We start from the raw sequence: 25,907 nt of genomic DNA, 5'->3' as shown, positions 1-25,907 counted from the left end.
ACCGGTCACGTCCGGTCGCCGCTCGATGCCGCCGCCCGGTAGCGCAGCAGCGCCGGGAAGGCGGCCGCCAGCACGACCACGAGCACCGCCGAGGCGAGCCCGCCGGCCACCCACGCGACCCCGCCGCCGAACCCGGCGGCCATCGTGCCGGCCCGCAGGTCGCCCAGGCGCGGGCCACCGGCCACCACCACCGTGTTGACGCCCTGGAGCCGGCCGCGCATCCGGTCCGGTGCGTACACCAGCAGCATGGACTGGCGCAGCACCGCGCTGACCAGGTCGGCGGCACCGGCCACGGCGAGGAGCAGGACCATCAGCCAGAGCTGGTGAGCGAGCCCGGCCGCGGCGATCGCGAGTCCCCAGGCGACCACCGCGACCACCAGGCCGAGCCCCTGCCGGCGGAGCCGACCGATCCAGCCGGAGGTGAGCCCACCGATCATCGACCCGATCGCGATGGCGGCGTAGAGCAGCCCGACCGCGCCACCGCCACCGAACCGCTCGTGGGCGATCTCCGGGAAGAGCGCCCGCGGCATGGCCAGGATCATCGCGATCAGGTCCACCCCGAAGGAGAGCAGCAGCACCGGCGTGGTGGCCAGGTAGCGGAACCCGTCGATCACGCTGGCCAGGCCGGCGCGGCGGGGCTCGCCGTCGGCGGTCGGCTCGGGGGGCAGCGAGGGCAGGCGCAGCGCGGCCCAGAGCATGGCGGTGAACAGCACCGCGTCCACCCCGTACGCGATCGGCAGGACCACCGCGGTGTTCGGCGAGGAGGCGAGGATCAGGCCGGCGGCGAGCGGACCGGCCACCGAGGCGGCGGTGAAGGTGGTGTAGTTCAGGGTGCTGGCGGCCGGAACCAGGCCGTCGGGAACCAGCCGGGGCAGCATCGCGCTGCGGGCCGGCGAGCTGATCGCGAACGCCACCGACTGCACCGCCATCAGCGCCAGCAGCAACAGCGGGCTGCCCACGTCCAGCAGCGCCTGGACCAGCAGCCCGAGGGTCGACGCCCAGAGCAGCACCGACCCGCCGAGCAGCACCACCCGGCGATCGCGGGCGTCGGCGACCGCGCCACCCCAGAGCCCGAAGACCAGCAGCGGCACGAACGCCGCCACGCCCAGCAGCCCGACCCAGAACGAGTCCTTGGTCAGCGCATACATCTCCACCGGCACCGCGACGGCGGTGAACTGGAAGCCGAACATGGCCACGGTGTTGCCGAGCCAGAGCCGCCGGTACGCCGGCACGCGAAGCGGACGCACGTCGATCGCCCAGCGGCGCGCTCCGCGCGGCCGGGTCTCCTGCACCTCCGTCACGGCGCCAACCGCTCGACGGTCCAGCTCTCGCCCTCGCCGCTCGGGCGGTCGTCGGGCGCGCCGTCGTCGGTACGGCGGAAGCGCAGCCGGTCGTGCAACCGACCGGCCCGGCCCTGCCAGAACTCCACCGTGTCGGGCCGGACCCGCAGCCCGCCCCAGTGCGGCGGGGTCGGGATCACGGGCTCGCCGTCGAACCGCTCGGCCGCCGCCCGGTAGCTCTCCTCCAGCGCCGCCCGGTCCGGCACGACCTGCGACTGTGGGCTGGCCCAGGCGCCCAGTCGGGAGCCGCGCGGGCGGCTGGCGAAGTACGCCTCGGTCACCGCCCGGTCGACCGGGACGATCCGCCCGGTGACCACCACCTGACGCTGCATCGGGAACCACGGGAAGACCAGGCTGGCGTACGGGTTGGCGGACGCCTCGATGCCCTTGCGCGAGAGGTGGTTGGTGAAGAAGACGAAGCCGTCCGGGTCGTAACCCTTCAGCAGCACCGTCCGCCCGCTCGGCCGGCCGGCGGCGTCGGCGGTGCCCACCACCATCGCGTTGGGTTCGGGTAGCCCGAAGGCCACCGCGTCGGCGAACCAGCGGTCGAACTGGGTGTGCCAGTCGGCGGCCAGGTCAGCCTCGGTCAGGCCCAGGTCCGCGGCGTACTCGTTACGCATCGCAGCCGGGGCGGGTGTGTCGCCCGTCACGTTCGCACTCCTTCTCGGCGGCCCCGCCGGCGCCCTCCCGCGCTGGCCAGCACGCACCGCCCAGTCTCACCGAGCGGCGCGGGAAATGCGCGTCCGGGGATGTCGTGTGCAGCACAGTGGCAGTGGGTCGCGTATCCGGTTACTCAGCAGGCAAGATGTTCCGAACACATCCCTGAGAGTCGCCTGAGGCGCTCGGCCGACCGGGCCGGATGGGCTGACCGGGCGCACCCACCAGATCCAGGAGAGCGACATGGCCGATTTCAAACCCGGACTGGAGGGCGTTGTCGCCTTCGAGACCGAGATCGCCGAACCTGACCGTGAGGGTGGCGCGCTGCGCTATCGCGGGGTCGACATCGAGGATCTGATCGGCCAGGTCTCGTTCGGCAACGTGTGGGCACTGCTGGTCGACGGCCGGTTCGGGCCGGGCCTGCCGCCGGCGGAGCCGTTCCCGGTGCCGGTGCACTCCGGCGACATCCGGGTGGACGTGCAGTCCGCGGTCGCCATGCTGGCCCCGTACTGGGGGCTGAGCCAGCTGCTGGACATCTCCGACGAGCAGGCCCGCGAGGACCTCGCCCGGGTCTCGGTGACCGCGCTCTCCTTCGTCGCCCAGTCCGCCCGGGGCCTCGGCCTGCCGGCGGTGCCGCAGAAGGAGATCGACAAGGCGCAGACCATCGTCGAGCGGTTCATGAAGCGCTGGCGGGGCGAGCCCGACCCGCGGCACGTCAAGGCCGTCGACGCGTACTTCATCTCGGCCGCCGAACACGGCCTGAACGCCTCCACCTTCACCGCCCGCATCGTCGCCTCCACCGGGGCGGACGCGGCGGCCTGCATCTCCTCCGGCATCGGCGCCCTCTCCGGCCCGCTGCACGGCGGCGCCCCGTCCCGGGTGCTCAGCATGCTGGAGGCGGTGGAGCGCAGCGGGGACGCCGAGGGCTACGTCAAGGGCGTACTGGACCGCGGCGAGCGGCTGATGGGCTTCGGCCACCGGGTCTACCGGGCGGAGGACCCGCGTGCCCGAGTGCTGCGGCGTACCGCCAAGGAGCTGGGCGCGCCGCGCTTCGAGATCGCCGAGGCGCTGGAGAAGGCGGCCCTGGCCGAGTTGCAGGCCCGCCGCCCGGACCGGGTGCTGGCGACCAACGTCGAGTTCTGGTCGGCCGTCGTGCTGGACTTCGCCGAGGTGCCGGCGCACATGTTCACCTCGATGTTCACCTGCGCCCGGATGGGCGGCTGGAGCGCGCACATCCTGGAGCAGAAGCGCCTGCAGCGGCTGGTCCGCCCCTCGGCCCGCTACGTCGGCCCGGCCAGCCGCAAGCCCAGCGAGGTCGAAGGCTGGAGCGCCATCCCCCACGGCGTCTGACCGGTAAGGAAGGGCACCTTCTTAACGTCTCGTGTATAGGAAGGGGCCCTTCCTAACCGCGGTCGGGCCGAGGATCCCGGGTGTGGCGAAGGACTCAGGCCGGCCCTCGGGACCCCGACTTCCACCGCCCGGGCAGGGTGCGAGGATGGGGGCCGGCAGTGTCGCCGGATCGCCGGTACGGATCCCGGCCCGCCGTGCGCCCACGTACGCGCCCGCCGCCGGTCCGCACCGGGCCCCGCCCTCGCCCATGCGGAAGGACCTTCAATACCGTGGCTGACGCACCGCTCATCCGGATTCCCGACGAGATCAAGCCCGCCGACGGACGCTTCGGCTGCGGCCCGTCCAAGGTCCGTCCGGCGGCCGTGTCCGCCCTCGCCGAGGTGGCCACCAGCTACCTGGGCACCTCACACCGGCAGAAGACGGTCCGCGACCAGGTGGCCCGGCTGCGCGCCGGTATCGCCGAGTTCTTCTCGCTGCCCGAGGGCTACGAGGTGGTGATCGGCAACGGCGGCACCACCGCGTTCTGGGAGGTCGCCACCTTCGGCCTGATCCGCGACCGGGCGCAGTTCGCCAGCTTCGGCGAGTTCGGCGCCAAGTTCGCCAAGTCGGTCAAGGACGCCCCGTTCCTGGGCGAGCCGACCATCCGCAAGGCCGACGCCGGCAGCGCGCCGACCCTGGTCGCCGAGGCCGGCGTGGACGCCTACGCGACGCCGCAGAACGAGACCTCGACCGGCGTGGCCGTGCCGATCAGCCGGGTTGCCGGGGCGGACGAGGGCGCGCTCCTGCTGGTCGATGCCACGTCCGGCGCCGGCGGCCTGGAGGTCAACGTCGGCGAGACCGACGTCTACTACTTCGCGCCGCAGAAGTGCTTCGGCTCCGACGGCGGCCTCTGGCTCGCCCTGATGTCGCCGGCCGCGCTGGACCGGGCCGCCGAGATCAAGGCCTCCGGGCGGTACATCCCGGCCTTCCTCGACCTGGTCACCGCGATCGACAACTCGCGGCTGCAGCAGACCTACAACACCCCGGCGCTGGCCACCATCTTCCTGGCCGCCGAGCAAACCGACTGGATGAACGCGCAGGGCGGGCTGGCCTGGGCCGCGAAGCGCACCGCGGAGAGCGCCGCGACGGTGTACGGCTGGGCGGAACAGTCCACCGTGGCCACCCCGTTCGTCAGCGACCCGGCGCTGCGGTCCAACGTGGTCGCCACCATCGACCTCGCCGACGGGGTGGACGCCACCGCCGTCGCCAAGGCACTGCGCGCCAACGGCATCGTGGACACCGAGCCGTACCGCAAGCTCGGTCGCAACCAGCTGCGGGTGGCGCTGTTCCCGGCCATCGAGCCGGCCGACGTCGAGGCGTTGACCGCGTCCATCGACTACGTGGTCGAGCGCCTCTGAGGATCGTCACGGTCGGTGTCCGTCGGGGCTTCGGCGGACACCGACCGTGATCATCGTTGCAGCTCAGTCGCGACATGCGGGGTGTCGCTTCCCCCACCTCGAGACAGATGCGCGTACGGTGGTCCGAGACGCCTGGGTGGCCGACTCGTGGCGTGCGGCCAGCGAAGCGGGACGGAGGCAACGCTATGCGCCCAGTACGCTTCGTCGCCCTCTCCGAGGACGGCCATGCTCTGGTTCTCGCCGACGAGGTCGGGCGGCTGCTCGCCCTGCCGATCGACGAGCGGATCGCCGGCGCTTTGCACGCGGAGCCGGGTGCTCCGCCGCTCGCGGTCGCGCCGACGGCCGCCGACCCGATTCCCTCACTGTCTCCCCGGGACATTCAGGCCCGCATCCGCTCCGGTGAGTCCGCCGAGGATGTCGCACGGATCGCCGGCGTGCCGGTCGACCGGGTCCTGCGCTACGCCGGGCCGGTGCTCCAGGAGCGGGCGATGCTCGCCCAGCACGCTCGCCGCACCCGGCTCAAGGGCGCGGAGAAGCCGACTCCGCTGGCCGAGGTGGTCAACGGCCGGCTGAGCCAGCACGGCATCGACACCGAGAAGATCTCCTGGGACGCGTACCGCCGCGACGACGGCACCTGGCGGATCATCGCCACCTGGCCGTCCGGCAAGGCCACCGCGCAGGCGATCTGGGATCTCGACAAGACCCGGCAGGCGGTCACCCCGCACGACGACATGGCGCAGTACCTGTGTGCCGAGCGGCCCACGCCGATCCTCGGCCAGGAGCCGGCGCCGGAGCGGGGCGGGCACGCACTGCCCGGTCCGTCGCGCGGCGAGCCGGGTCGCGGTGGGCACGGGTTGCCGGCAGCCTCCGAGCATCCGCGTCCTGGCAGGGACCCGATCCGGGCCGGGCGGGACGCGCTGCTCGCCTCGCTGGACCGCCCGCTCGGCGCATCGTCGGGCCGCGGCCTGGAGCCGCGTACCCCGGCTGCCCTGGCCGGGTCGGACGCGCCCCGGCAGCGGCCGGTCGGTGGTGGTGCAGCGGCGTTGCTCGGCGGCGGCCAGGGGTCGGCGTTCGACGACGACTCGGACGCGCCCAAGGAGGTGCCGGCCGTGCCGTCGCTGGCGGTGCTGCGGCCCCGCCGGACGGGCGCCGCTGCGGCTGCCGGCGGCGAGTCCACCGATGCCAACGGCAAGCCGCGCAAGCGGCTGCCGAGCTGGGACGACGTGCTCTTCGGCAGCGGTCCGGCCGCGCGCGAGTCCTCCTGACGCTTCGCGTTGGCGGGTGGCGGTTCGCCACCCGTCAGCGCGAGGCACTCGACGTGCCCCGTGGCAGGGTGGCGCGGCGGCCCCGGCCCGGAGGCGTGGATCTGGTGATCGTCGGCTGTCCGGTCATCGTGCGGCGCTTCGGCGGGGTGGCGGTGGCGCCACCGCCGGTTGCGAGCCGAGTCAGAGTGGCCAGGCGGCGAGCCGGTCGTAGCGTGGCTGGGGGCCGACGTGGCTGCGCACCAGCAGCAGTTCGGTCGCCGCCCACAGCGGACCCTGATAGTCGTCCAGGGTGGCCCGGTCGGCCTCAACGTCGGCCGGGTCCACCCGGTCGCCGGGCCGAGCGACGGTCAGGTGTGGGCGGAACGGCTTGTCGTCGTGCGGCAGCCGGGCGTGCCGCAGCCGGGACCGGATCAGTCGCGCCAGCACGTGCAGCGCCTCGACGTCCCCCCGCAGGTCCACCCAGAGCACGGTGAACCGCCCCTGGCCGAACCGGCCGCCCCCGCCGAGGCTCAACCGGGGCGAAATGTCCCGGACGTCGCGGAACCACTCGGCCGCCAGCCCGAGCGCGCTCTCCACCTCGACCAGCCGGGCCGCCTCGACGTCACCGAGGAAGGCCAGGGTGAGGTGCAGGTGGGCCGGGTCGGCGAGCCGGACGTTGGTACCGGCGGCTGCTGCCGCCCCGATCCGCAGCCTGGCGACCTGCGCGCCGAGGTGGGTGACCGCCTCGATGGGCGGATAGACCGCGACGAAGAGCCGCAACAGTCGACCGCTCAGCGGTGCCGCTGCCGGTGCCCGGCTCGGGCCGCCGGCAGAGCCAGCCCGGCGGCGTGCAGCACACCTTCCACCCGGACTCGCTCGATCTCCTGGTCGACGCCGCTCAGTTCGGCGAGGTGTTCGGTGATGCCGAGGGCGCGGCAGGCCAGTCGGAGCCGGTCGTCGTACGCCTGGACCACCGCGCCGTGCCAGACCATCGATCGGCCGGTGCCGCCGATTCGCTGGCCGCCGAGGCGCCGCAGGTCGGCGGCCAGCTGTTCCAGGGGCCGCCGGTCGGTCCGGTCGAACTCGCTGAGGTCGATGTCCCGGGTCAGGGCGTCGGCCTCGATGGCGCGGTCGAGACGGGCGATGGTCCGTCGTTCCCGTCGACGGTCACGCCACTCGGACCAGCCGCAGACCACCCGATCCAGGATCTCGTCGGCGCAGAAGAGCAGGGCGAAGGCCGCCGGCAGGCTGGCCACGGCGAGGAACGCCAAGGCCAGCATGAGCGCGCGTCCGACGTCCACGTATCGACGCTAAGCCCCGTCGTGCCGGCCCGCCACCGAATTGGCCGCATCCGCGCCATCCGCTCAACACGACGCACCCGGCTCGGGCCCGGCGCGACGGCAGTTAGGAAGGGCCCCTTGTTATGCAAAATCCGATAAAAAGGGGCCCTTCCTTACACCTCAGCAGTCGGTGGAGGTTACGTAGAAGCGGGGCATCGGCAGCACCCGGAAGCGCAGCCGGGCGCCGGAGCGGCGCAGCTGCCAGGTGAGCGCGATCAGCGCGGTGGCCAGCGAGATCAGCCCGCCCATCCAGATGCTGGCGCCGGCGCCGAAGTGCTCGGCGACCCAGCCGATCAACGGCGCGCCGACCGGGTTGGTGCCCAGGAACACCAGGACCCACAGGGCCATCACCCGGCCCCGGAAGGCCGCGTCCACGCCCAACTGGACCCGCTGGTTGGCGGCCTGGGCGAAGAAGACCATGAAGAAGCCGGTCGGCACCAGCAGGGTCACGACCAGCCAGTACGTCGACGCGAAGCCGACCAGGGTGCCGAAGCTGGCGCAACCGATCGCGGCACCGAGCACCAGCCAGACCGACGGGCGGCTACGCCGGCCGGTGCCGCTGAGCGCGCCGCCCAGCGCGCCGACCGCCAGCGCGGTGCTGAACAGGCCGAAGGAGGCGGCACCGGTGTGGAAGACCGTCTTGGCCAGCGCGGCCAAGGTGAGCTGGAAGTTGAACAGCGACATGCCGATCACCGACATCACCGCCATCGGCAGCAGGAGGTCCGGACGGCGCCACACGTACCGCAGCCCGTCGACCACCCGGGCGGAGGCCCGCTCGTCCCGCGGCAGCAGGGCGTCGCGGTGCAGCTCGGCCGTCCGCATCCGCACCACGTTGACCAACGGCGCGATCGAGCTGAGCGCGGTGAAGAGGAAGACCGGCCCCACGTCGAAGGCGGCGATGGCCAGGCCCGCGACGGCCGGGCCGACGATCCGGGCGGAATTGAACACGGCCGCGTTCAGCGACAGCGCGTTGGGCAGCAGTGGCGTGCCGACCAGCTCGGAGACGAACGCCTGGCGGACCGGGGTTTCCACGGCGTTGGCAGTGCCGAGCAGCGCGGCGAAGGCGAACACGTGCCAGAGCTGCACCAGGTCGGTGAGGACCAGCAGGGACATGCCGAGCGCCAGCACGGTCCAGAAGGCGTTGGCGACGAAGAGCAGCACCCGCTTGTCGTACCGGTCGGCGAGCCGGCCGGAGAGCAGCGTGAGCAGCAGCACGGGGGTGAACTGGAGCGCGGTGACCACGCCGAGCGCGGTGGCCGAGTTGTCGGAGAGCTCGAGAACGAGCCAGTCCTGGGCGATGAACATCATCCAGACGCCGATCAGCTTGATCAGCTGGCCGGATGCGAATAGCCGGTAGTTGCGAACCTGCAGGGACTGGAACATCGTGCTCAACTTGGCCCGCACTCTTGGTGCGCCTCCTCCGGGACGTACGCGTCATCGACAGGTGACGGCACGGCCCGGTGGCGCGGGCGCGGCTCAGGCGCGAGCGAGCTGCTGAAGAAGCTGAGCGGCCCTCTGCAGGGTCTCCCGTTCGTCCTCGTCGAGCGCGGCCAGCCGGTGGGCCAGCCACTCATCGCGGGCCCGCTCGAACTGGTCGAGCACGACCTGCCCTCCTTCGGTCGCCGCGAGGATGACCTGCCGTCCGTCGGTCGGATGGGGGGTCCGCTGCACGAGGCCGCGGTCCTCCAACTTCGCGACGATCTTGGTCATCGTCGGTGGCTGCACCCGCTCCACGTCGGCCAGTTCCCGGGGCGTCAGCGCGCCCGCCAGCCGCAGGCTGGTGAGCGCGGAGACCTGGGTGACCGTGAGGTCGCCGACCGGTCGGGCCTGGCGGACCCGCCGGTTGAGTCGGGTGATCGCATCACGCAACTGGGGAGCCAGTTGCGCCGGTGGCACGCGTTCCGCCGTCACCGTCCGCTCCGTCACGATAGTTAGCTTAACTAATGAGCCTGGCTAACGACATCCGATATGACCAGGCTCACGAGGACGTTCGTGCTGTTTCCGGCGGGGGAATCCGGTTCGGATCCCCCCGCCCGGACGTGCGTCAGAGCACCAGGGACTCGATCGGCCCGCGCAGGAAGTACAGCACGAACAGCGCGGCGACCCCGTACAGCAGCGGGTGGATCTCCCGGGCCTTACCCCTGGCCAGCTTGACCACCACGAAGGTGATCAGGCCGGCGCCGATCCCGTTGGAGATCGAGTAGGTGAACGGCATCAGCACGATCGTGAGGAACGCCGGGATGGCGATCTCGTAGTCGGACCAGTCGATCGTCCGCACCGCGGTCATCATCAGGAAGCCGACCACCACCAGGGCCGTCGAGGCCGCCTCGAACGGCACGACCACCACCAGCGGCGCCAGGAACATCGCCAGCAGGAAGAGCACGCCGGTGACCAGGTTGGCCGCGCCGGTCCGGGCGCCCTCCGCGACACCGGCGGCGCTCTCGATGTACGACGTGTTGCTGGAGGTGCTGGCCGCGCCGCCGGCCGCAGCGGCGATCGAGTCGACCAGCAGGATCTCCTTGGCCTTAGGCGGGGTGCCCCGCTCGTCGAGCAGGCCGCCCTCCTGGCCGACCGCCACCATCGTGCCCATGGTGTCGAAGAAGTCCGTGATCAGCAGGGTGAAGACGAACATCAGCACGACCAGCCAGCCGGCCCGGCCCCATGAGTCCAGCACGTTGAACTTGCCGAGCAACGACAGGTCCGGCAGGTCCACCACCGTCTTCGGCAGCTCGGGCACGTTCAGCGACCAGCCCTTGGGGTTGGGCTGACCGTTGACGAAGGACGGGCCGATGTTGCCGATCGCCTCCACGATCACGGCCAGCACGGTCGAGGCGAGGATGCCGATCAGGATCGCGCCCTTCACCCGGCGGACCACCAGCACCAGGGTGAGCAGCAGACCCACCACGAAGACCAGCATCGGCCAGCTCACCAGCTTGCCGCCGATGCCCAGGCCGACCGGGACGGTGGTGTTGGCGGCGTCCGGAATCCGCCGGACGAAGCCGGCGTCCACCAGACCGATGATGGTCAGGAAGAGGCCGATGCCCACCCCGATCGCGGTCTTCATCTGGGTGGGCACCGAGCGGAACACCGCGGTCCGCAGGCCGGTCAGCACCAGCACTGCGATGATCAGACCTTCGATCACCACCAGGCCCATCGCGTCGGCCCAGGTCATCTCCGGTGCGATCTCGTACGCCACCAGCGCGTTCACGCCCAGACCGGCGGCGAGCGCCAGCGGGAACCGGCCCACCACACCCATCAGGATCGTCATCAGGCCGGCGACCAGCGCGGTCGCCGCGGCCAGCGCGGGGATCGGGAGGGTCTGGCCGTCGCCATCGACGGCGCCGCCCAGGATCAGCGGGTTGAGCACCACGATGTACGCCATCGTGAAGAAGGTCGCCAGGCCACCGCGTACCTCGCGGCTCAACGTCGAGCCACGGGCGGAGATCTCGAAGAACCGGTCGAAGCCGTTACGCGGATGAGCGGGGTCGGGTGGTGTGCCGTTCTCGGGCGGCGTTACTGCCATCAGGTCCTCGCAGGTGATCTTCCAGTTGTCGCGCGCATCGTCCCAGATCACCGGCGGGCAGGGGAAGTAGATCGCGTACGCTTGCCGGGTGCCGAACGAGCAGCCTCCGCGGCCCGCGCCGCTGGACCCGCCGATGGTGCCGTTCGCCGTCGCCGGGCTGATCGGGTGGGCAGTGGCCGGACTGGTCCTGTTGATCTTTTTCCGGGGTTGGCTGACCGAGCACGATCACGAGAACTGGCTCTGGACCTGCCTGGCCGGATTCCTGTGGGGCTTCCCCGGCCTCGCCGTGATGATGCGGCACGACGCCAACCGACGCCGCCGTCGAGCGAACTGACCCTGCCGGACGCACCGGCACACCGGGTGTTGAACCGTCAGGGGTGCCCGTACGGCTCCGCCGGCTCGGCGGCCTCCACCGAACCCGGGGCGCGACTCACCGACATGGCCTCCACCGCGCTGTCGTCGTAGACCGTGGGCAGCTCCTCCACCGCGGTCTCGGTCGCCTCGATCAGCGTCTCGGAGTGGGCGCCGCAGCCGTGGTCGGCGCTCACCACCCGGCCGTCGTCGGGGGCGTAGAAGTTGCCGCACGCGCCGAAGGCCTGCCGCATCGCGCCGGCCAGTGGCAGGTAGAAGCCGCAGGTGCCGCAGCGAGCGGCGGCCGGGGCAGCGGCGGAGATCGCCGCGGCCGGGCCGTGGTCGCCGTCGTACCAACGCTGCGCCGCGTCGGCGCGGCCCTCCCGGGAGAGCACCCGGGCCCGACCGAGGCCCAGCTCCCAGGCCGTCTCCTCGACCGCCGGGTCGTCGGAGAGCAGGTAGGCGGGGGCCAGCCGCTCGTCGTCCGGCGGGGTCGGCAGCAGGTCACCCGGGCCGAGGTCGCCGGGCTTGAGCCGCTCCTGCCAGGGCAACCAACCGGGCGCGAGCAGCGCGTCGGGGCCGGGCAGCAGCACCGTCTCGCAGATGGTCACCGTGCGGCTGCGCGGCACCCGGGTGACGGTGACGGCCCAGCGCCAGCCGCGGTAGCCGGCGAGTCGGCATTCAAAGTAGTGGGTGACCAGCCGGTCGCCTTCGGCAACGACCTGCAGGTGGTCGCCGACGTCGTCGGCGTCCACCTCGGTGATGCCGGCGCGGGCCACCTCGACGGCAGCGGCGCAGACCTGGTCGAGACGGGCTGCGCGGGTGGATGCGGGCCTGGTCACCTCACCATTGTTCCCCATGCGCCCGACAGGGGTGACAGGGACTCCCGGGGAACCTTTCACCGCGGTGCTGCGGCGTACCTGGATCAGATGGGCGAGGATGGTGCACATGCCGTCGTACTCCCGCTCCGGGCGTTCCGTCCTCGGGCGCACCGTCGGCACCGGCATCCGCACCATCCGGCTGCTGTTGCGTGGTTCGGTGGGCAGCGGCCGCTGGGTGACGCGCCGGGCCGGCCGGGCCCGGGCCAGGGGCGCCGGCGGCGAGGTCGGCATGGTCCGCCTGTTCGACCTGCACGCGGTGTCCTGCGCAGGGGACACGCTGATCGCCATCGGCTTGGCCGGGACGATCTTCTTCAACGTGCCGCTGGGCGAGGCCCGCAGCAAGGTCGCGCTCTACCTGCTGGTGACCATGGTGCCGTTCGCGATGCTCGCCCCCGTGGTGGGCCCGCTGCTGGACCACTTCCGGCACGGCCGGCGGTACGCCCTGGCCGCCACCATGCTCGGCCGAGCGTTCCTGGCCTGGTTGATCTCCGACTACATCCACGGCTTCGGGCTGTATCCGGCCGCGTTCGGGGTGCTCGCGTTGTCCCGGGCGTACGGCGTGGCCCGGTCGGCGGCGGTGCCCCGGCTCCTGCCGGAGGGGCTCGGCCTCTCTCAGGTGGGCGCGCGGGCCAGCGTCTACGGCACGGTGGCGGGCGCGCTGGTGGCCCCGATCGGGCTGGCGGCGTTCTGGTTCGGGCCGCAGTGGCCGCTGCGGGTCGCGTCGGTGATCTTCCTGATCGGCATGGTGATCTCGCTGCGCCTGCCTCCGAAGGCGGATTCGGAGCCACCGGAACGGGTCCCACGGCCGCTGCGCGCGCTGGGCCGCCGCAGGGGCGACCGCCCGCTGGGCCGGGGCCGACCCGCCGGCCGGCTGGTGATCGCCACCCTGATCGGCTCCGCGACCCTGCGCGCGATCTACGGCTTCCTGCTGCTGTTCCTCGCCTTCGCCATCAAGAAGGGCGACCTGACGACGGTGGTGTTCGGCCGGGACCTGGGCGCCGAGTGGGCGCTGGGGCTGGTCGGCGGCGCGCTGGCGGTCGGCAGCTTCCTGGCCACCGCCGTCGGCACCGGTCTGCGCATCCACCGGCCGACCGCCATCCAGTCCAGCAGCATGATCATCGTGGCCGGGGTGGCCGTGCTCACCGTCATCCGCTTCTCACTGCCGATGGTGGCCCTGCTCTGCCTGGTCACCGCGCTGGTCAGTGGGGTGGCCAAGCTCGCCGTGGACGCCTCGATCCAGGAGCGCATCCCGGAGCGGCTGCGGGCCAGCTCCTTCGCTCACTCGGAGACGGTGCTGATGCTCGCCTTCGTGGCCGGCGGCGGGCTCGGGCTGGTCCCGTTCGACGGTCGCACCGGCATCGCGGTCGCCGCGGGGGTGGGCGTCCTGGCTGCGGCCCGGGGTGTGCTGGTCGCGGCACGGCTGCGCGGCGAGAAGCTGGCCGGCCGGCCGCTGGGCGACGACGAGCTGGCCGGGGACGAGTCGACGGACGAATCCGGGGACCCGGCGCCCACCTCGCCGGCACCGACCCAGGCCGGCTTGCCGCAGTACGACGACCCGGGGCTCGCCCCACCGGGCTACCACATCTACCGCCCCTCCTCAGCGGTCGGCGGACCGGGTAGCGGCGCGGACGACGAGACCCGCCGGGAGTCCCCCGGGCCGCTGTCGTGACCGACGGCCTGCTGGTGGTGACCGCGGTGCCGGCCGAGGCGGACGCGGTCCGCGCGGGGCTTACCGACGCCACCGTCACCGTGGCCCCGGTCGGGGTGGGCCCGGCCGTGGCCGGCGCCGCCACCGCCCGACTGCTGGCGCTGGCCGAGGCGGCCGGGCGCCCGTACCGCGCGGTGGTCAGCGCCGGCGTGGCCGGCGGCTTCGTCGGGCGGGTCGCGGTCGGCGGCACCGTGCTCGGCACCGCCAGCATCGCCGCCGACCTGGGTGCCGAGTCACCGGACGGCTTCATCCCCGTCGACGAGCTGGGCATGCCGCCCGCGCTGCTCGGCGGCGGCAGTGTGGTGCCGGCCGATCCGCGGCTGCTGGCGGCGCTGCGGGTGGCCCTGCCGTCCGCCACGACCGGCCCGGTGCTCACCGTCAGCACGGTCACCGGCACCGCCGCCAGCACCGAGGAGCTGCGCCGTCGGCATCCGGGGGCGGTCGCCGAGGCCATGGAGGGGTACGGGGTGGCGGTGGCCGCGGCGCAGGCCGGGGTGCCCTTCGCCGAGCTGCGCACCATCTCCAACCCGATCGGCCCCCGTGACCGGGATGCCTGGCGGCTACGCGAGGCCCTCACCGCCCTGACCACGGCGGCCCAGGCGCTGCGCTGACCCCGGGCGGGAGGTTATCGGCAACGCCGCTGATCGGGGCTCAGCCGCAGGGCGGCCGGACGGCGGGCCTCAATCTCGAAACCGCAGGCGAGCAGCAGCTCGATCCCGTAGTTCTCGGCGAGCGCGACCGCCGCGTCGATCCCCGCCTGGCGCATCTCGGTGACCAGTGCCGTCACCAGCCGACGCCCGAGCCCCAGCCGTCGGTGCCGGGCAGAGACGAGCACCCCGTCGAGAACCATCTCCCGCTCCGGCTGACCCGGGTACCACTCGCCGTAGTCGAGGTGAGGGCTCCGCTCGTGGGCCCGCAGCTCACCGACGAGCTCCCCGCTGGGCAGTTCGGCGACGAACCGCCAGCAGGTGTCCGCCAGGTCGGCGTCGATGACCCGGCGTACCCGGGCTGTCCGGCGCACCTCCTCGCACCAGCGCCGGTTGTCCCGGTAGCGCCGGTTCAGCTCGTACGCGGCCGGTGGCAACGGGAGCGGATACCGTTCGGGCGGCAGCCGGTACCACTCCGCCCACCAGGCACCCGGCCAGTCCCGGGGCTCGTGGACCGGCCAGACGTCCAGGTGCGCCGGGTACCGCCGACCCGCCTCGTCCCGCATGTCGTCATGCGGGACCAGCGGCACCGGCCCGGTGGGAACGGAAGTCGGCGATGACGGGTCAATCGCCACCTCCCCACCCGCCGCCCGGACCAGCCGCTCCACCGTCCGGAACCGGGGATTGGCTGCTCGCCCCGACTCGATGCGGGCCAGCGTCGCCTGCGGAACCCCGGCTTTCTCGGCCAGCTCCCGCTGACTCAGGTCGGCCCGGCGGCGGAGGGCTCGGAGCATCCTGCCGAGGTCCACCTCGCCGCCGCCGGTGGTGAGATCGGTGGCGTCACCCGCCTCGTGCCCGTCGGTTGACTCGGTCGCGTCGGTTGACTCGGTCGCATGGGTCGCCTCTGTCACAGGCAGATGCTCCCGGGCGGCCCGGCGGATCATCAACACCCCGGGTGAAGCTGTGGATGACGCTGTGGAAAACCCATCGGGCCGGTGGACGATGCCTCCCGCGGTTCCTTTCGAGCTGAACCGTTTGCGACATCGCCACGAGCCGGTGGCCGGTGGCCGGTGGCCGTGTCCCGCTCGTAGCGGGTCGAAGAAAGATGACCTGCACCTGAATCGTTTACGACATCAGCTCCAAAGGGAGTCCGACGTGACCGTCCGCACCCCGCCGGGGTGCGCGGGTCACAGTGGGCGGGGTGGGCGCGGGTGAGAGTGCGGGGGCAGGGCTAACGTGGGGGCGTGGCGCTCTCCCTGGCGATCTCGCCCTGCCCCAACGACACGTTCGTCTTCCACGCTCTGGTGCACGGCCGGGTGCCGGGCGCGCCGCCCGTCGAGGTGACGTACGCCGACGTGGACGTCACCAACACGGCGGCCGAGCGGGGCGCGTTCGACCTGGTGAAGGTGAGCTTCGCGGCGTTGCCGTGGCTGCTCGACGACTACCACCTGATGCCCTGCGGCGGTGCCCTCGGCCGCGGGTGCGGGCCGCTGGTGCTCACCCGGGGCGACCGCACCGGCGGGCCGGACCGCACCGACCTGGCCGGCGCCACGGTGGCGGTGCCGGGCGACCGGACCACCGCGTACCTGTTGTTCCGGCTCTGGTCGGCGGGGCGGCCGCCGGCCCGGATCGAGGTGGTTCCGTTCCACGAGATCATGCCGGGCGTCGCGGCCGGCCGCTACGACGCCGGGCTGGTCATCCACGAGGCCCGGTTCACCTACCACCGGCACGGTCTGACCGCGCTGGTCGACCTCGGCGAATGGTGGGAGGCTGACACCGGCCTGCCCATCCCCCTCGGCGCGATCCTGGCCCGGCGCGGCGCGGTGGACCCGGAGGCCGCGGCCGGCTGGGTCCGCGAGTCGGTCCGGCAGGCCTGGGCGGACCCGGCGGCCAGCCGGGAGTACGTGCTCGCGCACGCCCAAGAGATGGAACTCGACGTGGTGGACCGGCACATCGGCCTCTACGTCAACGAGTTCACCGCCGACCTGGGCGAGGCCGGTCTCGCCGCGGTCACGGCGCTGCTCGACCGGGCCGTCGACGCCGGGCTGGTGCCTCAGACCTCCAGCTCACGCGCGACCGCGTGGACCAGCTGAGCGATCTTCTGCGCGGCCTTCTTGTCCGGATACCGGCCCCGGCGCAGGTCCGGCTGGACCTTCGCCTCCAGCACCTTGATCATGTCCTCGACGAGGCCGTGCAGTTCCTCGGCCGGCCGGCGCCGCAGCTCCGCCATCGACGGCGGCGCGTCCAGCAGCTTGACGCCCATGGCCTGCGCGCCCCGGCGGCTGTCGACCACGCTGAAGTCGACCCGCTGACCACCCTTGAGGTCGGTGACGCCCGCCGGCAGCGCGCCCTTGGGCAGGAACACGTCGCCGCCCTCGTCACTCGTGACGAAGCCGTATCCCTTGGCCGTGTCGTACCACTTCACTCGACCCGTAGGCACCTGAAAACCCCTGCTTCACTTGAGCCGCTACTGCTCCAAGGCTAGCTGGATCATGCCGTCGAGCGCCGCTGGGAATCCGGTGAGGTCGTCCAACACCACTTCCGCCCCGGAGGCGCGCAGCTCGTCCGGGGAGCACGGCCCGGTCGCGACGCCGATTCCGGGCACCCCGGCCACCCTAGCCGCCACCATGTCCGCCACGTGATCCCCGACATAGTGCGTCGCACCGTGCTCCCGCAGGGCGGTCGCCTTCTCCTCGGCGAACAGGTCGCCGGCCAGCTCGTCGACCGTGAGGCCGAGGTGGTCCAGGTGCAGCCGGGCAAGCCGGCCGATCTTGGACGTAACGACCAGCACCCGACCGCCCCGAGCACGGATCGCGTCGATCGCCGCCCGCGCGCCGGGCAGCGGCACCGTCGGGGTGATCGCGTACGCCGGGTACAGCTCGCGGTACACGTGCACGGCCGACTCGACCTGCTCCGGCGGAAACCAGTGCGCGATCTCGGTGCGCAGGGGCGGACCCAGCCGGGACACCGCCAGATCGGCGTCCACCGGCACGCCGGTCCTGGCGGTCAGAGCCCGGTAGGTCGCGGCGATGCCAGGGCGGGAGTCCACCAGCGTCATATCGAGGTCGAATCCGACGGTCAGTGCGGGCATGCCGAGAAACGTACAGGCGACTCCCGGCCGGGCGGACGTCCGAGGGGCGCGACGGCCCGGTGCCGGGCTAGCGTGGTAAGACGATGACCACCTCACTCGCCGACCATCTGCGGTCGCTGCCCGATGAGTCGCTGGCCGCGCTCCTTCAGCTGCGGCCGGACCTCGTCGTGCCCGTGCCGGCCGACATCTCCGCCCTGGCCATCCGGGCCCAGTCCCGGGTCTCGGTGGCCCGCGCGCTGGACGGGCTGGACCAGTTCACCCTTCAGATCCTCGACGCCGCCCGGCTGACCCGGAACCCGGACGAGCGCACCACGGCCACCGAGGCCGTGCTCGCCATGGCGACCGCAGGGCCCCGGCCCCCGGCGCCGACGGCCGTCCGGGCCGCTGTCGGCCGGCTACGCGCGCTCTTCCTGCTGTACGGCCCGGAGCACGCGCTCCAGGTGGTGGCCGCGGTCGACGAGGTGGCTCCGTACCCCGCCGGGCTGGGCCGGCCGGCCGCGGAGCTGGACCCGCGCACGGCCGCGCTCTGCGCGGACCCGGCGAAGCTCCGGCGGACGCTGCTCGCCGCGCCTCCCTCGGCCCGGGCGATCCTGGACCGGTTGGCGGCCGGGCCGCCGGTGGGCAGCGTGCCCCCGGGCGCGTTGCAGGCACCGCCGCTCGGCGCGGAGGACGCCCTGCTCTCGGACCCGACCAACGGTGGCGCGCCGGCCGGCTCCCCGGTGCGCTGGCTGGTCGACAACCGGCTGCTGGTCCCCGTCTCGGCCGGCTCGTCGACGACCACCGGCACGGTCGAGCTGCCTCGCGAGGTCGGCCTGCTGCTGCGCCGCGACAGCGGTCCGCTCGGACCGCTGCGCACCAGCCCGCCGCCGGTGGCCGCCGCGCCGCGCGAGGCGAAGGCGGTCGACTCCGCCGGGGCCGGACAGACCATGGAGGTGGTCCGGCACACCGAGGGGCTGCTGGAGCAGCTCGCCGCCGAACCCGCGCCGGTGCTGCGCTCGGGCGGCATCGGGGTACGGGACCTGCGCCGGCTGGCCCGTACCGCCGGGCTGGACGAGCCGACCACCGCGCTGCTGCTGGAGGTGGCGTACGCGGCGGGGCTGGCCGGCGAGCTGGAGCTGCCCGGCGCGACCACCACCCGGTACGGGGCGGATCAGCAGGTGCTGCCGACCGGCGGGTACGAGGTGTGGCGGGCCGCCTCGCTGGCCCAACGCTGGGAGCACCTGGCCCGCGCGTGGCTCACCATGACCCGGCAGGTCGGGCTGGTCGGCCGGCGCGACGACCGGGACCGGCCGATCACCGCGCTCTCCGCCGAGGCCGAGCGGGCCGGCGCGCCGGGCACCCGGCGGGCGGTGCTCGCGGTGCTCGCCGACCTGGAACCGGCGACCTCACCCACTCCGGAGGAGGTGCAGGACCTGCTGGACTGGCGGGCGCCGCGCCGCAGCCGAGGCCGGGAGGCCGCGCACCGGGAGGTGCTGGCCGAGGCTGCGCAGCTCGGCGTCACCGGCCTGGGTGCACTCACCTCGTACGGCCGGCTGCTGCTGGCCGACCTGACCTCGGCCGACGAGCCGGGCGGCGACGACCCGCTGGGGCTGCACGCGGACGCCGAGAGCGGCGACCCGTCCAGCGCGGCACGGGCGCTGGACGCGCTGCTGCCCGCCCCGGTCGACCACTTCCTGGTGCAGGCCGACCTGACGGTGGTGGTGCCCGGGCCACCCGAGCCGGCGCTCGCCGCCGAGCTGGAGGCGATGACCGAACCCGAGTCGGCCGGCGGGGCCAGCGTGCACCGGGTCACGACGGCGAGCGTGCGGCGGGCCCTGGACGCCGGTTACTCGGCCGACGACCTGCACGACGTGTTCCGGCGGCGGTCCCGCACCCCGGTGCCGCAGGGGCTGACCTACCTGGTTGACGACGTGGCCCGCAGGCACGGCGGGTTGCGGGTCGGCCTGGCCGGGGCGTACCTGCGCAGCGACGACGAGACGCTGCTCAGCGAGGTGCTGGCCGACCGGCGGCTGGAGTCGCTGACGCTGCGCCGGCTCGCCCCGACGGTGCTGACCACCCCGTACCAGGTCGGTCGGCTGCTGGGCGCGTTGCGCGACGCCGGGTACGCCCCCGCGCAGGAGGACGGCAGCGGTAGCACCGTGCTGTCCCGGCCACGGATCCGGCGGGCCCCGGCCCGGGTGCCGGTGACCACCCGGACATTGGATCCGCTGGCTACCCCGAAGCTGCCCATGCCCCGGCTGCTGGGCGTCGTGGAGCACATCCGGCGGGGTGAGGCGGCGGCGCGGGCGGCCCGACGGGCACCGGCGGTGGTGCGCGGCGGGGCGGCCGGCCTCGGCGGCGGCCCGGTGCCGGCACACACGCACAGCGAGGCGCTGGCCGTGCTCCAGCAGGCGGTGCGGGATCGGGCGCTGGTCTGGGTGGGATACGTGGACGCGCACGGGGCGACCGCGTCCCGGCTGGTCAAGCCGGTCTCGATCGGCGCCGGCTACCTACGCGCCGAGGACGAGCGGACCGAGATGCTGCACACGTTCGCGCTGCACCGGATCACCGCGGCGGTGGTGGCGGACTGACCGGAGCCCGGCCGGCGCCGGTCGGTGTGCGCGCCGGTCAGCGTCGGCTGCGGCGTACGGTGCCGACGACCGAGATGATCAGCAGCAGCGCGAAGCCGGCGCCGGCGGACTCCCCGACCGAGTCGACGAAACCCTGCCGCAGCACCAGCCAACCGAACAGGAACCACCCGACGAGGAGCGCTGCCGCGACGGCGTACGCGACCACGGTCGCGCGGGACACCTCGTCGGGTTGAACCTGGTCGTGCGCTTCGATCACGTCACGGTCGACCGTCATGCCCAGCCTCCCCGCCCGGTCCGGCCCTGGACTCCCAGGGTGTCACTCGCGGGACGGGTGTGACAGGGGTTAAAACCCCGATCCGGTCGGGTCGCTCAGGTGCCGGGGCGGCGGCCGATCAGCACCACCCGGGTGCCCACCTTCCCCAGCTCCCACATGCGGACGGCGTCGGTGTGCAGCAGGTTGACGCAGCCGTGCGAACCGATCGACTTCTCATGCAGGTAGGTGGTGGTCTCGTGGAAGCCCATCCCCTGGGTGAAGTGCTGCCAGTACGGCAGCCACACCTCGTACGGGTCGGACCATTCCTTCGGGTTGCGGTAGTTGACCGTGTACGTGCCGGCCGGGGTGCGGTAGCCGGACATTCCGGTGCGGGTCACCGTCGGCGCCATGATCACCTTGCCGCCCCGGACGGCCCAGACGGTCTGCCGGGTCAGGTCGACGCAGAACGTGGTGCCCGTGCCGGCCTTGCAGCGAGCCGGGTCGGTGGTGGCGAGTCGCTGGGCCACGTCGTAGGTGGTCGGCCCGGCGCGACCCTGGACGGGGCGGATGCCGTACCGGCGCTGGAACTTCTTGATCGCGGCGCAGTCGGCGGCGGACTGGCGGCCGTCCACGGTCACCGGCCCGAACCCGCCCAACCGGGCCAGGTAGGTCTCCACCGCGCGCTGGTGCTCACCCTGCGGGCAGCCCGCGGCCGGCGCGGCGGTGCTGGGGGCCGGTGCCGGCGGTGTGCTGCGGGTCGGCTTCGGCGTGGCGCTCCGGGTGGGCTTCGGCGTCGGTGTCCGTGTCGGCGCGGTCGGCGCGGGCCGGCCGCGCTGGTCCGGCCCGGGCGTGCCGCTCGCCCCCGTTGACTGTTCCGCCGCACCTTCCGGGGCGGCTCCCCCGCCGCCACCCCCGCCGGCCTGCGGATCGAACGCACACGCACCGGCACCGACCAGCGCGACCACCATCAGGGCGACAAGTCGGGAAGTGATCCGGACATGCTTCATGGGACCTCCCCTGGACCGTCGTCCCTTTGCTAGACGTTCGTAAGTGCCGTGTCGGTTGCACCCGCTGAGCATCTTTCTTCCGACAGTCCGCACCGTGCAACACTGGATGGTCGGCCAGCGGCGGGTAAGCAGGCGCCACGACCGGACGGCCAACCGGAGGAGAGGACCCTGGCGTGAGCGGTGGACCACTGATCGTGCAGTCGGACAAGACCCTGCTGCTGGAGATCGACCACCCGGACGCGCAGGCCTGTCGAATGGCGATCGCGCCCTTCGCCGAGCTGGAGCGTTCTCCCGAACATGTGCACACCTACCGGCTGACCCCGCTCGGGCTGTGGAACGCCCGCGCCGCGGGGCACGACGCCGAGGGCGTGGTGGACTCGCTGATCAAGTACTCCCGCTACCCGGTGCCGCACGCGCTGCTGGTGGACGTGGCCGAGACGATGGACCGGTACGGCCGGCTCCAGCTCGCCAACGACCCGGCGTACGGCCTGGTGCTGCGGGCACTGGACCGGCTGGTGCTGATCGAGGTGGCCAAGAGCAAGAAGCTCGCCGGCATGCTCGGCAACAAGATCGACGACGACACCATCCAGGTGCATCCGTCCGAGCGTGGCCGGCTCAAGCAGGCCCTGCTCAAGCTGGGCTGGCCGGCGGAGGACCTGGCCGGTTACGTCGACGGCGAGGCGCACCCGATCGAGCTGGCCGAGGCCGGCAAGGACGGCAGCAAGCCGTGGACGCTGCGGTCGTACCAGCGGGAGGCCGTGGAGGCGTTCTGGGCCGGCGGGTCGGGCGTGGTGGTGCTGCCCTGCGGCGCCGGCAAGACCCTGGTGGGCGCGGCGGCGATGGCCGAGGCGAAGGCGACCACGCTGATCCTGGTGACCAACACGGTCGCCGGCCGGCAGTGGAAGCGGGAGCTGATCGCCCGCACCTCGCTGACCGAGGAGGAGATCGGCGAGTACTCGGGCGAGCGCAAGGAGATCCGCCCGGTCACCATCGCCACGTACCAGGTGCTCACCTCGCGGCGCGGCGGCGCGTTCACCCACCTGGACCTGTTCGGGGCCCGCGACTGGGGCCTGGTCGTCTACGACGAGGTGCACCTGCTGCCCGCGCCGATCTTCCGGTTCACCGCCGATCTTCAGGCGCGCCGCCGGCTCGGCCTGACCGCCACCCTGGTCCGCGAGGACGGCCGGGAGGGTGACGTGTTCAGCCTGATCGGCCCGAAGCGGTACGACGCGCCGTGGAAGGACATCGAGTCGCAGGGCTGGATCGCCCCGGCCGAGTGCACCGAGGTCCGGGTGACGCTGACCGACGCGGAGCGGATGTCGTACGCGACCGCGGAGGCCGAGGAGCGCTACCGGATGGCGGCGACCGCACGCACCAAGCTGCCCGTGGTCCGGGCCCTGGTCGACCGGCACCCGGACGACCAGGTGCTGGTGATCGGCGCCTACATCGACCAGCTGCACCAGCTGGGCGAATACCTCGACGCCCCGATCATCCAGGGCTCGACCACCAACAAGGAGCGGGAACGGCTCTTCGACGCGTTCCGCTCCGGGGAGATCCGCACCCTGGTCATCTCCAAGGTCGGCAACTTCTCCATCGACCTGCCCGAGGCGGCGGTGGCGATCCAGGTTTCGGGGACGTTCGGCTCCCGCCAGGAGGAGGCGCAGCGGCTCGGCCGGGTGCTGCGACCGAAGGCCGACGGCCGGCAGGCGCACTTCTACACGGTGGTCTCCCGGGACACGATCGACACCGAGTACGCCGCACACCGGCAGCGCTTCCTGGCCGAGCAGGGCTACGCGTACACCATCGTGGACGCCGACGACGTCCTCGGCCCGAAGCTCCCGACGGTCGACTGAGCCGACAGCCCTTGATCGGCCCGCCCCGCGCAGCCCGACGGAGGGTTGAGCAGGTGTGGGGTCAGGACGTCGGGGGTGGGCACCGGTCGGGGAGCGTGACCACCCCAGACCGGTGCTCGAACGTCGTCATCGTGAACCATTCGTCCAGCTCCGGATCGAAGAGGTTCTGAAAGCCGAACTGCAACACCTGCCACCACTGGCTCGGATCCCGCTGGTTGACGTAGATGTCGCCGAGCGCGATCGGGAACCGGAACTGCTCCCCCGGCACGGTGGAACCCCCGACGACCCCGACCCGCCAGTGGTCGACGTGCCGGTCCTTCTCCCCTTGCAGGGTCTCGGGTCCGACGAAGCGCGCGGTCTTTAACTTGTCGTTGAAGATCTGCCGGTTGAAGAACCCCGGGACCTTGCTGCACGGGCGCGGCGGGTACAGCGGGATGTTGGGCCACTTGTAGGTGAGCGTGTAGAGCGTGTTCTCGTAGATCAGGTTGGTGAACCAGATCGGGTGCTCGGGACCCCCGGCGGTCATCTGGCTGTTGCCGTCCCTGCCCTGCCAGCTGAACGGCACGTCGATGCCGAGGTCGCGCACGATGTACCGGCCGGCGCCCTGGAAGTCCGCCGGAAGCTGCGGCGGACGTGGCTCCCTCGAATCGTCAGCCGTGGCACCGTCGGCCTGAGCCGCACGGGGCAGCGGCGGCGCGGCCGCCGGACCGGGCGCGACCACACCAAGGGCGAACAGGCCGCCGGCGACCGCCGACACCAGTGTCCGACGTGTACGCGTCGACGCCATTTCCCCTCCGCCGGTGTGGAAAGTAGCCGGCGCTCGAACAGCGCGCGTGCCTTCGGCGAAGCGTATGAGCAGGCAAAATGTGAGACGTGAAGGATCGCGTCGGCTCCACCGGACGGGTGAAGCAACGGGGTCGACGAGCCGCCATCCAGCGGTCCGTCGACCCCGATGCGTACCCGTGAACTACCCGGCGCCGCCGGCCCGGAACGCCACCCAGGCGTCACTCATCCGGTCCGCCTGTCCGACGGTGAACATGTTCATGCAGGAGTCCTGCGTGTAGTCCATGAAGTTGTGGATCGGGTCCAGCCCGGGTGCGGTGCAGCTGTCCGCGCCGACCGGGCAGTCGAACTGCGGCGCCGCCTCCCGTGGAGTGTCCGCGACGAAGTCGCCGGCCGCGGAGCAGCCGTGCGCGAAGGTGTGCTCCAGCATCAGCCAGTGCCCCACCTCGTGCGTCAGCGTGTCGCCCAGGGAGTACTTGCCGGCCGTGCCGCCCGGCATCGACTCGTCGAGCATCACCACGCCGTCGATGTAGTCCCGGCCGTTGTTGTAGCCCTTCGGGAAGTACGCCCAGCCGAGGAGGCCGCCGCCGATGTTGGCCGCGTACACGTTGAGGGTCTCCGAGTCGCCGGTGTACAGCGCCTTCTTCATGTCGCGCTCGTTCTTGCCCGGCTCGACGGTGTACCAGGCGCTGTTCACCGTCCACGTCGTGTCGACGAGGTCGAACCGGAACGGCGTGTTGGAGGCGTTCGCCGCCGTGCGCCCCGCGAACGAGTCGTTGAGCACCGTCATCTGCGCCGCGATCAGGGTGTTCCACCTGGCCGTCTCGGCCGCGCTGAGCGGGTGGTCGGAGACCATGTGGAAGACCGTCGGCACGGTGACACTGCCGTTGGCCAGGCGCGGGGCATCCTCGATCACCCCGTAGGCGTTCGCCTCGTTCTTGGAGTACAGCTCCGGCTCCTGGGCGGTGGCGCCCTCGGCTACCCGGGCCACGCTGTGCTCGTCGGCACCCGGCTCACACGCGCCGACACCCGGGGAGACGGGAACGGGTGCCGCCACCGCGGCGTAGCCGCCACCGGACGCCAGGAGCGTCGCGGCGGTGGCGGTGAGGACTGCCAGTCGGAAGATTGGTCTCCTGTGCATCGGTGCACCTCTCGGGAGAATGGAGACGGCGCGGGGTCGCCATGATGAGGTCGACGACGTCGTCTTCCCGGTATGAGACCACGTCGGTGGCACCGGCAAAAGGCCTGCGTACAGCCCTGATGTGGGGTGTAACGGCAGGGCACCGGGGAGCGCTGTTATCGCCGTTTGTGACACCTCCGGCTGTGGCAGTCGTCACCCTGCCGCGCTGTCACAGAGCTCTGCTCGCCGGCATCTCATGTTCGTCCGATCGAACACCGGGAGTGAGGGACGGAACCATGGACGCACGTTTCAACATGTTCGACAACGAGATCGCCATGAGGTTCGCCAAGCGGTTCGCCAACGCCGGCATGGTGATCCAGCAGTCGCCGCTGCCGAAGTCCACGCAGGAGCTGGTGTCCCTGCGGGCCAGCCAGATCAACGGGTGCGGCTGGTGCATCGACATGCACACCAAGGAGGCCGCAGCGGCCGGTGCGAGCGCGGTCCGGCTCAACCTGGTCGCCGCCTGGCGCGAGTCCACCGTCTTCACGGAGGCCGAGCAGGCCGCGTTGGCGCTCGCCGAGGAGGGCACCCGACTCGCCGACGCCTACCAGGGCGTGTCCGACGAGACCTGGGCTGAGGTGCGCAAGCACTACGACGACGACCAGATCGCCGCGCTGGTCGCCCTGGTCGCCCTGATCAACGCGGCCAACCGGCTCGCCGTGATCGTGCACCAGCGGGGCGGTTCCTACGAGCCGGGCATGTTCGCCGCCGCGTTCGACTGAATCGGAACCA

The 25,907-nt window shown here is 72.5% G+C and carries 25 protein-coding genes; 10 read left to right on the top strand and 15 right to left on the bottom strand.

Features of this window, described 5'->3' with window-relative positions; genetic code table 11:
• Positions 1–5: 5 nt before the first annotated feature.
• Together KBX63_RS12245 and pdxH are read right to left on the bottom strand one after the other, a co-directional pair.
• Positions 6–1,301, bottom strand: coding sequence for an MFS transporter (locus tag KBX63_RS12245; RefSeq protein ID WP_210911122.1), 1,296 nt, complete (start codon positions 1,299–1,301; stop codon positions 6–8).
• On the bottom strand, positions 1,298–1,960 hold the full coding sequence (gene pdxH / locus KBX63_RS12240) for a pyridoxamine 5'-phosphate oxidase (protein ID WP_210911242.1): 663 nt from the start codon (positions 1,958–1,960) through the stop codon (positions 1,298–1,300). Before pdxH ends, KBX63_RS12245 begins: the two co-directional genes overlap by 4 nt.
• A gap of 280 nt (positions 1,961–2,240) precedes the next feature.
• On the opposite strand from pdxH, the gene KBX63_RS12235 reads away from it, so the two are divergent.
• From KBX63_RS12235 to sepH, 3 genes are all read left to right on the top strand, one after another.
• The gene (locus KBX63_RS12235; protein WP_210911121.1) at positions 2,241–3,347 is read left to right on the top strand and encodes a citrate synthase 2; all 1,107 of its coding nucleotides are present in this window, start codon (positions 2,241–2,243) and stop codon (positions 3,345–3,347) included.
• Positions 3,348–3,616: 269 nt separating this feature from the next.
• Positions 3,617–4,744 carry a phosphoserine transaminase gene (gene serC / locus KBX63_RS12230; protein WP_210911120.1) on the top strand — a complete coding sequence of 376 codons (1,128 nt, stop codon included), beginning with the start codon at positions 3,617–3,619 and terminating at the stop codon, positions 4,742–4,744.
• 185 nt (positions 4,745–4,929) lie between these two features.
• Complete coding sequence (gene sepH, locus KBX63_RS12225; protein WP_210911119.1) at positions 4,930–6,009, top strand: septation protein SepH; 1,080 nt, start codon at positions 4,930–4,932, stop codon at positions 6,007–6,009.
• Positions 6,010–6,189: 180 nt separating this feature from the next.
• On the opposite strand, the gene thpR is transcribed toward sepH, so the two are convergent.
• From thpR to KBX63_RS12200, 5 genes are all read right to left on the bottom strand, one after another.
• Complete coding sequence (thpR, locus tag KBX63_RS12220) at positions 6,190–6,768, bottom strand: RNA 2',3'-cyclic phosphodiesterase (RefSeq protein ID WP_210911118.1); 579 nt, start codon at positions 6,766–6,768, stop codon at positions 6,190–6,192.
• 11 nt (positions 6,769–6,779) lie between these two features.
• Positions 6,780–7,289, bottom strand: a complete 510-nt coding sequence (locus KBX63_RS12215) for a hypothetical protein (RefSeq protein ID WP_210911117.1) — start codon at positions 7,287–7,289, stop codon at positions 6,780–6,782.
• Between the two features lie 159 nt (positions 7,290–7,448).
• Complete coding sequence (locus tag KBX63_RS12210; protein ID WP_210911116.1) at positions 7,449–8,732, bottom strand: MFS transporter; 1,284 nt, start codon at positions 8,730–8,732, stop codon at positions 7,449–7,451.
• Between the two features lie 72 nt (positions 8,733–8,804).
• A complete protein-coding gene (locus tag KBX63_RS12205) occupies positions 8,805–9,254 on the bottom strand; it encodes a MarR family winged helix-turn-helix transcriptional regulator (protein ID WP_210911115.1) in 450 nt (149 codons plus the stop codon).
• Positions 9,255–9,372: 118 nt separating this feature from the next.
• Entirely contained in the window at positions 9,373–10,851 is a 1,479-nt protein-coding gene (locus tag KBX63_RS12200; RefSeq protein ID WP_210911241.1) for an NCS2 family permease, read from the bottom strand.
• An 88-nt stretch (positions 10,852–10,939) separates the two neighbouring features.
• Between KBX63_RS12200 and KBX63_RS12195 the strand changes: the two genes are divergently transcribed.
• Positions 10,940–11,185 (top strand): DUF2530 domain-containing protein, encoded by a 246-nt coding sequence (locus KBX63_RS12195; RefSeq protein ID WP_210911114.1) that lies wholly within the window; start codon positions 10,940–10,942, stop codon positions 11,183–11,185.
• Positions 11,186–11,222: 37 nt separating this feature from the next.
• Here KBX63_RS12195 and KBX63_RS12190 read toward each other — a convergent pair whose 3' ends face one another.
• On the bottom strand, positions 11,223–12,152 hold the full coding sequence (locus KBX63_RS12190) for a DUF3027 domain-containing protein (RefSeq protein ID WP_210911240.1): 930 nt from the start codon (positions 12,150–12,152) through the stop codon (positions 11,223–11,225).
• Between KBX63_RS12190 and KBX63_RS12185 the strand changes: the two genes are divergently transcribed.
• Together KBX63_RS12185 and KBX63_RS12180 are read left to right on the top strand one after the other, a co-directional pair.
• On the top strand, positions 12,151–13,752 hold the full coding sequence (locus tag KBX63_RS12185; RefSeq protein WP_210911113.1) for an MFS transporter: 1,602 nt from the start codon (positions 12,151–12,153) through the stop codon (positions 13,750–13,752). The two genes, KBX63_RS12190 and KBX63_RS12185, sit on opposite strands and share 2 nt — an antisense overlap.
• A complete protein-coding gene (locus KBX63_RS12180; protein WP_210911112.1) occupies positions 13,749–14,402 on the top strand; it encodes a futalosine hydrolase in 654 nt (217 codons plus the stop codon). Before KBX63_RS12185 ends, KBX63_RS12180 begins: the two co-directional genes overlap by 4 nt.
• A 14-nt stretch (positions 14,403–14,416) precedes the next feature.
• On the opposite strand, the gene KBX63_RS12175 is transcribed toward KBX63_RS12180, so the two are convergent.
• Positions 14,417–15,349, bottom strand: a complete 933-nt coding sequence (locus tag KBX63_RS12175; RefSeq protein WP_307871696.1) for a helix-turn-helix transcriptional regulator — start codon at positions 15,347–15,349, stop codon at positions 14,417–14,419.
• Between the two features lie 333 nt (positions 15,350–15,682).
• Here KBX63_RS12175 and KBX63_RS12170 point away from each other — a divergent pair, with 333 nt between their 5' ends.
• Positions 15,683–16,531: a 1,4-dihydroxy-6-naphthoate synthase gene (locus KBX63_RS12170; protein ID WP_210911111.1), complete on the top strand. Its 849-nt coding sequence runs from the start codon at positions 15,683–15,685 to the stop codon at positions 16,529–16,531.
• Here KBX63_RS12170 and KBX63_RS12165 read toward each other — a convergent pair.
• The gene (locus KBX63_RS12165; protein ID WP_074316242.1) at positions 16,492–16,878 is read right to left on the bottom strand and encodes a cold-shock protein; all 387 of its coding nucleotides are present in this window, start codon (positions 16,876–16,878) and stop codon (positions 16,492–16,494) included. The genes KBX63_RS12170 and KBX63_RS12165 overlap by 40 nt on opposite strands.
• 27 nt (positions 16,879–16,905) lie before the next feature.
• Positions 16,906–17,529: an HAD family hydrolase gene (locus KBX63_RS12160; protein WP_210911110.1), complete on the bottom strand. Its 624-nt coding sequence runs from the start codon at positions 17,527–17,529 to the stop codon at positions 16,906–16,908.
• A gap of 83 nt (positions 17,530–17,612) precedes the next feature.
• On the opposite strand from KBX63_RS12160, the gene KBX63_RS12155 reads away from it, so the two are divergent.
• Positions 17,613–20,099 (top strand): helicase-associated domain-containing protein, encoded by a 2,487-nt coding sequence (locus KBX63_RS12155; protein ID WP_210911109.1) that lies wholly within the window; start codon positions 17,613–17,615, stop codon positions 20,097–20,099.
• Positions 20,100–20,136: 37 nt separating this feature from the next.
• On the opposite strand, the gene KBX63_RS12150 is transcribed toward KBX63_RS12155, so the two are convergent.
• Both KBX63_RS12150 and KBX63_RS12145 read right to left on the bottom strand, forming a co-directional pair.
• Complete coding sequence (locus KBX63_RS12150) at positions 20,137–20,373, bottom strand: hypothetical protein (RefSeq protein ID WP_121655791.1); 237 nt, start codon at positions 20,371–20,373, stop codon at positions 20,137–20,139.
• Positions 20,374–20,468: 95 nt separating this feature from the next.
• Entirely contained in the window at positions 20,469–21,359 is an 891-nt protein-coding gene (locus KBX63_RS12145; RefSeq protein ID WP_210911108.1) for a L,D-transpeptidase family protein, read from the bottom strand.
• 173 nt (positions 21,360–21,532) lie between these two features.
• On the opposite strand from KBX63_RS12145, the gene KBX63_RS12140 reads away from it, so the two are divergent.
• Positions 21,533–23,212, top strand: a complete 1,680-nt coding sequence (locus KBX63_RS12140) for a DNA repair helicase XPB (protein ID WP_210911107.1) — start codon at positions 21,533–21,535, stop codon at positions 23,210–23,212.
• A gap of 61 nt (positions 23,213–23,273) precedes the next feature.
• On the opposite strand, the gene KBX63_RS12135 is transcribed toward KBX63_RS12140, so the two are convergent.
• Both KBX63_RS12135 and KBX63_RS12130 read right to left on the bottom strand, forming a co-directional pair.
• Positions 23,274–23,999 (bottom strand): hypothetical protein, encoded by a 726-nt coding sequence (locus KBX63_RS12135; RefSeq protein ID WP_210911106.1) that lies wholly within the window; start codon positions 23,997–23,999, stop codon positions 23,274–23,276.
• 180 nt (positions 24,000–24,179) lie between these two features.
• Entirely contained in the window at positions 24,180–25,136 is a 957-nt protein-coding gene (locus tag KBX63_RS12130) for a zinc metalloprotease (RefSeq protein ID WP_210911105.1), read from the bottom strand.
• Between the two features lie 275 nt (positions 25,137–25,411).
• Here KBX63_RS12130 and KBX63_RS12125 point away from each other — a divergent pair, with 275 nt between their 5' ends.
• Positions 25,412–25,897: a carboxymuconolactone decarboxylase family protein gene (locus KBX63_RS12125; RefSeq protein WP_210911104.1), complete on the top strand. Its 486-nt coding sequence runs from the start codon at positions 25,412–25,414 to the stop codon at positions 25,895–25,897.
• Positions 25,898–25,907: the final 10 nt, after the last annotated feature.

The sequence above is a fragment of the Micromonospora sp. U21 genome, assembly GCF_018070045.1.
Lineage (GTDB): Bacteria > Actinomycetota > Actinomycetes > Mycobacteriales > Micromonosporaceae > Micromonospora.
The sequence above is the reverse complement of the archived record's forward strand: the minus strand, read 5'-3'. Positions and strand labels throughout refer to the sequence as shown.